This is a genomic window from Pyrobaculum sp. (genome assembly GCF_049971835.1).
GTDB lineage: Archaea > Thermoproteota > Thermoprotei > Thermoproteales > Thermoproteaceae > Pyrobaculum.
Genome location: NZ_JBMFKV010000088.1, coordinates 1 through 8611 on the forward strand (window position 1 = coordinate 1; position 8611 = coordinate 8611).

Genomic DNA, 8611 nt, shown 5'->3' on the forward strand with positions numbered 1-8611 from the left:
CACTCCCCCAGCCTCCTCCCAGCCGAGGTCCCCCTGCACACGGCGTAGCGCCCAACCAGCACCCACACAGCCACGCACTGGGGCAGATCCCCCCAGCACTTGAAATGCCTAGGCAGACACAGCGACTCCACGCCAGACTCCCTCAACGCCCTGAAAAAATCAATCCATACGGGCTTCATCTCGCTTAGTAATACTTATTGATATATTTGCCACGCTATTTTTATAAAAGTGAAGCTTTATAAGTTGATGCAAATCTTCTAATAAGTTTCAATATTTTTTCATCTACTCTAGATATTTCCTTCTTTTTCAGATAGTCAAGTAGAGTCTCACCTCTTTTTATAAGATCGAATAATTTGTGGGATTCTTCTATTTTTTTAGATATATTATGAATTTCAACATCGCTAACAACTTCACTTCTCTCATATATATACCCTTCTACGTTTAATAAGTATTTATATGAAGCTTTTACATTATAGCCCGTGGGTGGTGGCACTCTCTTTACATGAGACCTAGCCCCTATAATATCAATGTGTGCATAAAACGAAGCTAAATCTTTAGCAGGTGCTACGGGGTACTTGGAAGAATAGAAAATAGGGTGTATATTTACGCCATATGTCACTGTCGGACCGTATTCTTTTTCTAGTTCGCGGAGTATCGCGACATATTTTAAATGATCTTGGTTCTTTGAAAATGGATTAGATCCGGAGTAGTCTATACATACTAGTTCGTAATTTATTCCATGTTTGTTATATTTGTAGAGATATTCCAGTTGCTTTATAGGATCAATAATTCTTGGAACGAACATTGGAAAAATTTTGAACCCTCTTGACTGAGCTTCGCTGGTAAAAACACTGGTTAGGTTAGCGAAATCTTCCCATTTGCCTTTTTTCATAGATGGACCACAGATCAATATGGGAGCCAAACGACTTATTTCGGTAAGAGCATCAAATATGGCAGTGACTGGTACAGTTTGGTGTTTAACAGGTTCACTAAAATTTATAACAACTATAAAAGCCCGTGCCTTCTCGAGCTTGCTGTGTTTCATTAAAAACCTTCTTGTTAATGATATGTCTTCTTCGTCGTGGGTAGATTTAACTTCAATATATATTTCGCCAATTGAATCTAGGGAAGAAGGTATATCAGAGGCTACCGCTGGAGTGTATAAAGACTCTGTACCTATTTTAATTTCTAATGAGCGTGTCAGGGTACTGTCATCCCGAGTAATCTCCTTTACATTAATCACAAAGGTAAACTACTGCAGATCTTAAATACTTTAAAAATAGGATAGTTATACCCCAATTAGTGGATATCGTCAAGAAACTTCAAGAGGAGTTTAAAAACAAGGCAAGTTTGGCCGACTACTTGATGGCTTTGCTATCTGAGGCTGGTGGGAGGCTTTCACGCCTCAAGGTGCAGAAGGGGCTTTTCATACTGTCCCGGGCCGTGTCTGACTTGTCGGAGGTTCTTGAATTCAAAGCCTATAGACTGGGGCCGTGGGATCCTCAAATCAGCGACGAGCTCGCTCGGCTGGAAGCACAAGGCGTCGTGGAGTTGGGCGAGAAATACGTAGTTTTGAAAGACAGCCACATGGCTAAGATGTCGCTAGAAAAACTGCCGCCTGGCCACAGGGAGGTGGTGAGCGATGTGGCGGAGTTGCTCAGGCTGGCAACCGACGACGAAGTTCTGCTCTATGTCTACGCCTTGTATGGAGGCGATGAGTGGTCAGATGTGAAAAACCATATATACTCGCGGCGGGTAGACCTCGCCATTTCCCTACTGCAGAAGGGCGCCGTATCGTTGAGCCTGGCCGCCCGCCTCGCCGGGATGTCCCTTGTAGAGTTTGCCGAGGAGCTGAAGCGCAGAGGTGTGAAGCCCTTCAAGGCACATGCGGAAGATATAGACTTTGCTAAAAAGTTGTGAAGCTTATACTTGATGCATCTACTATTATTACATTTAAAAATGCTAATAAATTAAACCTTCTTGCTGATTTGCAACGACGTGGTGTAGAGATCATTGTTCCCCGCGCCGTGCTTGATGAACTCTACTCAGCAGGCCATGTATTTGAAGATCCACCCTTCACGTCGGTTCAGCCACGTGAGGGTTATAGAATTGAGACCTTGGGGGCAGGTGAGGCTGAAGCTATCCAGCTGTGCAAAGAATATGTAGAGAGAGGTGAGGAGGCTGAGCTGGTAACTGATGACGCGAGAGCTAGAAGGAAAGCGGAAAGGCTTGGTCTCAAGGTTATGGGCACGCTTGGCCTTGTGATCCTATTAGCGAAGAGAGGCGTAGTCTCGCCTTGCGAAGCTACAGGTTTGCTTCACGAACTATCGGCCTTTATCTATGTCACCAATGATGTGTTGGAGAAGGCTAAAAAAGCGCTCCAGGAAATGTGTTGACTAGGCCCACCAGTATTTTTCTCTTAGGGTCTTGGCTGCTTTTACCATTACTTTTAGCTTCTCGATGGCGACGTGGCGTGGGAAGGCGCGGTACATGCCGGGGGCGAATCCGCAGTCTGGGTTGAGCCATATCCGCGTGGGGTCGACGTACTTCACTATTCTCTCCACGTGGGACACCACCTCCTCCACAGTCTCCACGCGCTTGGGGTCCCTGACGTCTATGGAGCCGAGGCCTATCTCCTTGTCGCTTGGGAGGATTTTGGCGAACTCCTCGGGGTTGCCCATCCTGGGGTGTTTGTACTCCACGACGTACTGCCTCACCTTTATGTCGAATATCCGGGGGGCCAGCCTCTCGTAGCCCACCACGGGGGACTCCTCTGTGGGCCAGCGGTCGAGGTGCATGCCTAGCCTAACCGAGGAGCCGTAGCCCTTCACCACCTCGTTTGCCAGGTCCACCGCCAGCTGGATCTCGTCCCTCAGCCCTCTGTATTTCTGGCCGTAGAGCTCCGAGGCCACCTGCTTGTAGCGGTCGGGCTTGTCTGGCTCGGCCTCGATGAGGTCGCCCAGCATGGGCTCGTCCAGCTGGATGAAGGCGACCCCGGCGTCTATGAGTCTGGAGATCTCGCCTCTGAGCACCTTGGCGTAGGCCTCGGCGGCGTACTCGGGCTTGGGGTAGTAGGGGGAGGAGATCTTGGCGTGCCACGCCTCCCACATGATGAGGTAGGGCGACGGGAGGGTCACCTTGAGGGGCCTCTGCGTAATTCTCCTCGCGTACTGAACCTCGTCCACCGCCAGGACGCTCTCCTCTATGTAGCCCGCGATGACGGGGCGCCACAGGGTGAGGGGGGCCTTGTACTTCTTCATAATCTCCTTTGCGTCTGGGTGGAGCTCCTCCACCCTCACGATCTTGAACCCTCTGATCTTCTGCCCGACGAAGGCCACGAAGGATGTCCTCCTCTGCTCCCCGTCTGTAATTACGTCGAGGCCTGCCTCCTCCTGGTCCTTGATAGCTAGCTTAACCGCGTCGTCTAGGTACTGCGTGAAGGTCTGCTGGTCCAGCTGGCCTTTTTCAAATTTTTCAAAGGCCTCTATTAGCCAGGTGGGCCTCGGCCACGACCCCACCACAGATGTTATGAACGTTCTGGGGATAGACATTGGGGCGGGGATAACATGTTATTAAAAAATTTTGGCTATAGACACAAATTTAAAATCCCTCCACAGCCACAGCCATGTCTACTGTTGGGAGGAGGCTGGACAACGTCTACATCGCCGCCTTCGCCAGAACCGCCTTTACGAGGTTTTCAAGGAAAGAGCCGCAGAGAGACGACTTCTGGGACCTCCGGCCTGAGGAGATAGCCGCGGCGCTGGTCAAGACCCTCCTGGAGAGGACGGGGGTGAAGCCCGGCGACGTGGAGGAGCTCCTCACAGGCTCCGCGCTTCCGGTTGGGGAGCAGTGGCTCTACGGCGGGAGACACGTGGTCTTCGCCGCCAAGCTACCATACACAATCCCCGCCGCCCACATCGACAGGCAGTGCGCCTCTTCTATAACCACAGTGGGGTACGGCGCGATGGAGGTGGCCACCGGCATGGCCGATATCGTAATCGCAGGGGGCGTCGAGAAGATGTCCAAAACTCCGATGTACGAAAACCCCCACATAGAGATAAACCCCAAATTCCTAACAGACGAGGAGTACGTGAGGCTCTACAACCTCCCCATTGGCTACGTCATGGGACTAACCGCGGAGCGGCTTGCCGAGATCTCCGGCATAAGGCGGGAGGAGATGGACGCCTGGTCGCTGAGGAGCCACAGAAGGGCGGCCGAGGCCTACGAAAAGGGGTACTTCAGAGACGAGATCATCCCCATAGCCGTGGAGAAGGACGGGCAGAAGAAGGTCGTGGACAGAGACCAGGCTGTGAGGCCCGACACGACGCTGGAGGCCCTCGCCAAGCTCCCGCCTGCCTTCAAGCCGGATGGGGTGATAACTGCGGGCAACTCCTCGCCGCTTAACTCCGGCGCGGCGTATGTCATGCTGGCCTCCGGGGAGGCTGTGAGGAGGTACGGCCTCCAGCCGCTGGCCAAGGTGAGGGCAGTGGCCTTCGCAGGCGTGCCGCCGGAGGTTATGGGCATGGGGCCGGTCCCCGCGTCGAGGAAGGCGCTTGAGAAGGCGGGGCTCTCCGTGAAGCAGATCGGCAGGTGGGAGATAAACGAGGCGTTCGCCGTAGTCACGCTCTACGCAATAAAGGAGCTAGGCCTCGACCCGGAGACCGTAAACACGAGGGGAGGCGCCATAGCCATCGGCCACCCCCTGGGGGCCACCGGCGCCAGGATCATAGGGACCTTGGCTAGGCAGATGCAGATAGACGGGGTGGACTACGGCGTGGCCACCCTCTGCGTAGGCGGAGGGCAAGGCGCGGCCGTCGTCCTGGAGAGGGTATAAGGGACATATTTTAAATAGACAAGTTTTTTATCGCCCATGCGGAGCCTATTTGTACTACTCGTATTAGCCGCCTTGGCTCTCTCGGCCACTATTTTGACTAGGGCGGACCAGGCCTCTATAGACGCCGCCCTGCCCCTCTTACAGAGGTACCTGCCCGACGTCAAGCTCGTGCCGGCCGACCCCACCCAGTGGAGGGCGTTGATTGACCGCGGCGGCGTGGACTTCCTCTGGGCCGGGGCGCCGGTACTTTACGAGGCGCTGTATAGAGAGGGGTACCTCGCCCCCATGCCCGACGTCCCGGAGCTGAGGCAACTCCCCGAGCGGCTGGGGGACATCCCGCTGAAGAGGGTGGGGCCTGACGGCAAGGTGTACTACGTGGTGTACGGCCTCCTCGGCTACGTAATTGGCTACAACCCCGAGGCTCTGGGGAGGGCCGGGGCGAGACCGGTCTGTAGCTGGCGGGGCCTCGCGTCTCCCAACCTCACTAAGTACTATCTAGAGACTGGGGTTAAGCCGTTGGCCATTGCAAGGCCTACCAAGTCCACCTCCTCAGCTGCGATGATGCAACTGGTAACCGAGATCTACGGGTGGGAGGAGGGGTGGCGCTACCTGGCGTCTATGGCCGCGGTAGCCCGCTTCGTGGACTCCAGCGGCGCCGTGAGGGACGTGGTGAAGAGGGGAGAGGCGCTTTTCGGCCCCATGGTGGACTACTACGTCTTCATAGCCGGGCTCGACTACTGCATACCTACAGACGGCACAGACATACTCTTCGACCCCGTGGCGGTGCCCCGCGGCGCCAACATGACTACGGCGGCACTTTTGACGCGGATATTCCTCACCGACATGGAGAAGCGCCTTGTGGATAGGTACATCCTCCCCGGCAACCCCGCCGTGCTGGACTCCCCCGACGTCAACAAGACGAAGGCCGCCGTCCTGAAGAAACACCTGCAGAAGCTCATGGGCGCCAGGGTGCTCGCCATCCCGCCGGAGAAGAGCGCCTCGTACTACTACTCCTTTATCTACTACTACGAAGCCACCCTGGTTGACCTCCAAGACCTCCTCACAGACGTCTGGACGAGGGCGGTCCAGGCCTACCTAGCGGGGAAGATCACAGAGGCCCAGCTCCGCGACATATGGCGGCTACTGGGCGCCCCCGTCAACTTCACAGACCCCGACACGGGGGCGAGGAGGACATTTACCTACCAGGTGGCTGTGGAGATAAACGACAAGTTGGGGAGGGACCCCGCGTACAGAGACAAGGTGTACCAGGCGTGGCGCGAGGCGGCGAGGGAGAGGTACCAGAGAGCGGCCCAGCTCCTCGATAGCTACATGTCGGTTGTTAACACAAAGCAAACACAGCCTCAGCAAGTTGCGCAACAGGTAAATACTCAACAAAATACTGCATTGATAATCATAGTGTCTGTACTTGCAGTATTGGCAGTTGTTATTTTATTTATTAAGAGAATCAGATAGTTTCAAAAAGAAACACCAAATTTATAAACAGACTACATATTTTTACACGTGAGCGTTATTCTCGTGGGGGACGTTCCGGGGGAGTATCGAAACGTGTTGCTCAAGCTCGGTTTCGAAATTTCCGAGAAAATCCCACGGGAGAGAAAGGCTGTGCTTCTCTTTTATGAAAACTGCAGAGAGGCGGAGAGGCTCGGCTATGGTTGCCTCACGAGAGAGGAGCTGGAGGAGCTCCTAAGCGCTTATCTTTCAGAGGCCCATAGCGTCTAGGAATCGGCGCCACTGGCGGTAAGCCTCCAGCATTTTTAACCCCTGGGGGGTTATGCAGAACTCGCTATTGCGTATAGATACTAGTCCCCGATCCACGAGCTCCTCAATTATCTTCGCCATGCGGTCGTAGGCGAGGTTCGCCTCGGCGGCTATGTGCGTCGGCTTTCTGTAGCCTCTGGACAGCACGTTGAGGATGTCCACCACGATCTCAAGCCTACTTCTCCTTTTCCGAGCCATAGGCCACGCCCAGCGCCAGAAACACGGCGGTGAGCAGTCTCGCGGCTACGTCTAAACTAGAGAGGGGCGGCGCCGCCAGCGAAACTGCGTAGGAGATGAAAGCTAGGGAGATGAAGGGTGGGGTCCCCCTCTCGAAGGTCTTTACCAAGGTGGCGGCGGCTATGTAGAGGGCTAGCACCGTGTTGATAGACCCCAGCAACACGGCGGGCGGCAGTACGGCGTAGAAAAGCGTCGGAGTCACCGCCACCGCTATCGGCACCAGCGCGGCAAGGCTTAGGAGCTGAATCACCGCCCTCAGCAACGCCTCAATCCTCTTGACGTACCGCATGGGGGCCTCGCCCCAGATGTTGGCGAGGTACATCTCCACCACCGCCTCGAGGAGGAGAGACGCCGCCAGGATAGCCATGCCGAGGGAGTAGAGCGTAAGCCTCCAATCGGCGAGGTTTCTCCACGCCTTGAATATCTTGTAGGCGATGTATATGGCCAAGGCCCCTATTACTATGTCAGGTATGTAGATCATTACTCATACCTCAGGGCGGAGACGATGTCTATCCTCCCCGCCCGGTACGCCGGTAGGAAGGCGCCCGCCAGATTTATGGCTATTACCAAAGCCGCGGTGGCCGTGATGAGAAGGGGGTCTAGCTCCAGCGACGTTATGGAGGAGAAGGGTGGGTGGGCGGAGAGGCCGCCCCTCGGCGCCTGCTGTTGCTGGGTGGTGGACATGAAGGGGATGCCGCTCTGGGCGAGTGGGACCAGGAGGGCCATGCCCACTGCGACGCCTATCGCGGCTATTATCAACGCCTCCGTTAGAAACATCCCCATTACATGCCTCTTCTTGAAGCCGATGGCTCTGAGGATCCCAATTTCCTTGGTTCTCTGCACGACGCTTATGGACATGGTGTCGTAGAGCCAAAGCGCCGTTATGACCGTGCTGACCCCCGCGATGAGGCCGAGGAAGAGCTGGAAGGAGGTTAGGAAGCTGTTTATAGTCTGCAACACCGCCTGCGGCGAAATTACATCTACGTTGGGGAAGCTGGCCCTGACCTCGCTGGCCACCGCATCCGCCAGAGAGGGATCTCTTAGGAAGAGCATCACCGTGCTGTAGCTAGTGATGCCGGTGGCCTGTCGGAACGCGGAGAGGTCCATAACCACGCCCCGGGACGTGTCTATGAAGCCAAGCATCCCGGACGCTAGTATGCCGGAGACCACCGCCGACTGGGCCCTCCTCCCCAGCGTCAGCGAGATGGGGGACCCCACGGACGCCTTCTGCTGGCCGGTGGATCTGTCAAAGGCGACGAAGTACCCCACCAGCACTAGATTAGACGCCACGACGAGCTCCCCGTCGTAAAGCGCCGTCTCTGGGAGGAGCCGTCTAACCAGCGCCGGATCGACGCCGTATACTGTCGCCGGGATCTGCCCGGAGGCGCCGGGTATCCTCACGACCCCCCGGGCCGCCGCGATGGGCACCGCCAGCTCCACACCATCAATCCTAGAGAGGGCATCTACGTCGGCGTCTGTGAACTGCCCCCCGGTGACGTACAGGACATTTGTCTGGAAGTTTGAGGTGAAGTAGCGCGTGGTGTAGTCCTTGAAGGTCTGCCCCAGCAATATAGCGTAGCTCAGCGCCGTAAAGGCTATGACTACCCCCACGATGGCGCCGATTGTGCGGCCCCTCCTTTCCCACAGCGCTTTCCAAGCTAGCCGAGCCACTTCACTCATCATACGCTGGAGATCTCCACGTAGTATAAAAACAAAATTCACAACTGGTGAGTTTAGCTTTTTATATACTGTAAATTGAGC

Annotated in this window: 10 protein-coding genes; 5 read left to right on the forward strand and 5 right to left on the reverse strand. The window is 55.3% G+C overall.

The window, feature by feature from the left end:
* Positions 1-220: 220 nt before the first annotated feature.
* A complete protein-coding gene (locus tag ACP5J3_RS08440; protein ID WP_428495283.1) occupies positions 221-1243 on the reverse strand; it encodes a hypothetical protein in 1023 nt (340 codons plus the stop codon).
* Positions 1244-1302: 59 nt separating this feature from the next.
* Between ACP5J3_RS08440 and ACP5J3_RS08445 the strand changes: the two genes are divergently transcribed.
* Positions 1303-1920: a UPF0175 family protein gene (locus ACP5J3_RS08445; RefSeq protein WP_428495284.1), complete on the forward strand. Its 618-nt coding sequence runs from the start codon at positions 1303-1305 to the stop codon at positions 1918-1920.
* Complete coding sequence (locus tag ACP5J3_RS08450) at positions 1917-2396, forward strand: hypothetical protein (protein WP_428495285.1); 480 nt, start codon at positions 1917-1919, stop codon at positions 2394-2396. The genes ACP5J3_RS08445 and ACP5J3_RS08450 overlap by 4 nt, the downstream gene beginning before the upstream one ends.
* On the opposite strand, the gene ACP5J3_RS08455 is transcribed toward ACP5J3_RS08450, so the two are convergent.
* Complete coding sequence (locus ACP5J3_RS08455) at positions 2397-3551, reverse strand: cobalamin-independent methionine synthase II family protein (RefSeq protein ID WP_428495286.1); 1155 nt, start codon at positions 3549-3551, stop codon at positions 2397-2399.
* Positions 3552-3625: 74 nt separating this feature from the next.
* Here ACP5J3_RS08455 and ACP5J3_RS08460 point away from each other — a divergent pair, with 74 nt between their 5' ends.
* Genes ACP5J3_RS08460 through ACP5J3_RS08470 form a run of 3 tightly spaced genes read left to right on the forward strand, consistent with a single transcriptional unit; the run spans position 3626 to position 6574 of the window.
* Complete coding sequence (locus ACP5J3_RS08460) at positions 3626-4834, forward strand: acetyl-CoA C-acetyltransferase (protein ID WP_428495287.1); 1209 nt, start codon at positions 3626-3628, stop codon at positions 4832-4834.
* A 36-nt stretch (positions 4835-4870) separates the two neighbouring features.
* Entirely contained in the window at positions 4871-6307 is a 1437-nt protein-coding gene (locus tag ACP5J3_RS08465; RefSeq protein ID WP_428495288.1) for an ABC transporter substrate-binding protein, read from the forward strand.
* Between the two features lie 48 nt (positions 6308-6355).
* The gene (locus ACP5J3_RS08470; RefSeq protein ID WP_428495289.1) at positions 6356-6574 is read left to right on the forward strand and encodes a hypothetical protein; all 219 of its coding nucleotides are present in this window, start codon (positions 6356-6358) and stop codon (positions 6572-6574) included.
* Here the strand turns inward: ACP5J3_RS08470 and ACP5J3_RS08475 are convergent.
* Genes ACP5J3_RS08475 through ACP5J3_RS08485 form a run of 3 tightly spaced genes read right to left on the reverse strand, consistent with a single transcriptional unit; the run spans position 6554 to position 8533 of the window.
* Positions 6554-6811, reverse strand: a complete 258-nt coding sequence (locus tag ACP5J3_RS08475; RefSeq protein WP_428495290.1) for a winged helix-turn-helix domain-containing protein — start codon at positions 6809-6811, stop codon at positions 6554-6556. The genes ACP5J3_RS08470 and ACP5J3_RS08475 overlap by 21 nt on opposite strands.
* Complete coding sequence (locus tag ACP5J3_RS08480; protein WP_428495291.1) at positions 6789-7331, reverse strand: hypothetical protein; 543 nt, start codon at positions 7329-7331, stop codon at positions 6789-6791. The genes ACP5J3_RS08475 and ACP5J3_RS08480 overlap by 23 nt, the downstream gene beginning before the upstream one ends.
* Positions 7331-8533 (reverse strand): ABC transporter permease, encoded by a 1203-nt coding sequence (locus ACP5J3_RS08485; RefSeq protein ID WP_428495292.1) that lies wholly within the window; start codon positions 8531-8533, stop codon positions 7331-7333. The genes ACP5J3_RS08480 and ACP5J3_RS08485 overlap by 1 nt, the downstream gene beginning before the upstream one ends.
* Positions 8534-8611 lie beyond the last annotated feature (78 nt).

Excerpts from the sequence above, each read along its gene's own strand:
- ACP5J3_RS08475 (WP_428495290.1), bottom strand. The coding sequence starts at position 6,811 with ATGGCTCGGAAAAGGAGAAGTAGGCTTGAGATCGTGGTGGACATCCTC.
- ACP5J3_RS08480 (WP_428495291.1), bottom strand. The coding sequence starts at position 7,331 with ATGATCTACATACCTGACATAGTAATAGGGGCCTTGGCCATATACATC.
- ACP5J3_RS08485 (WP_428495292.1), bottom strand. The coding sequence starts at position 8,533 with ATGATGAGTGAAGTGGCTCGGCTAGCTTGGAAAGCGCTGTGGGAAAGG.
- ACP5J3_RS08465 (WP_428495288.1), top strand. The coding sequence starts at position 4,871 with ATGCGGAGCCTATTTGTACTACTCGTATTAGCCGCCTTGGCTCTCTCG.
- ACP5J3_RS08460 (WP_428495287.1), top strand. The coding sequence starts at position 3,626 with ATGTCTACTGTTGGGAGGAGGCTGGACAACGTCTACATCGCCGCCTTC.
- ACP5J3_RS08455 (WP_428495286.1), bottom strand. The coding sequence starts at position 3,551 with ATGTCTATCCCCAGAACGTTCATAACATCTGTGGTGGGGTCGTGGCCG.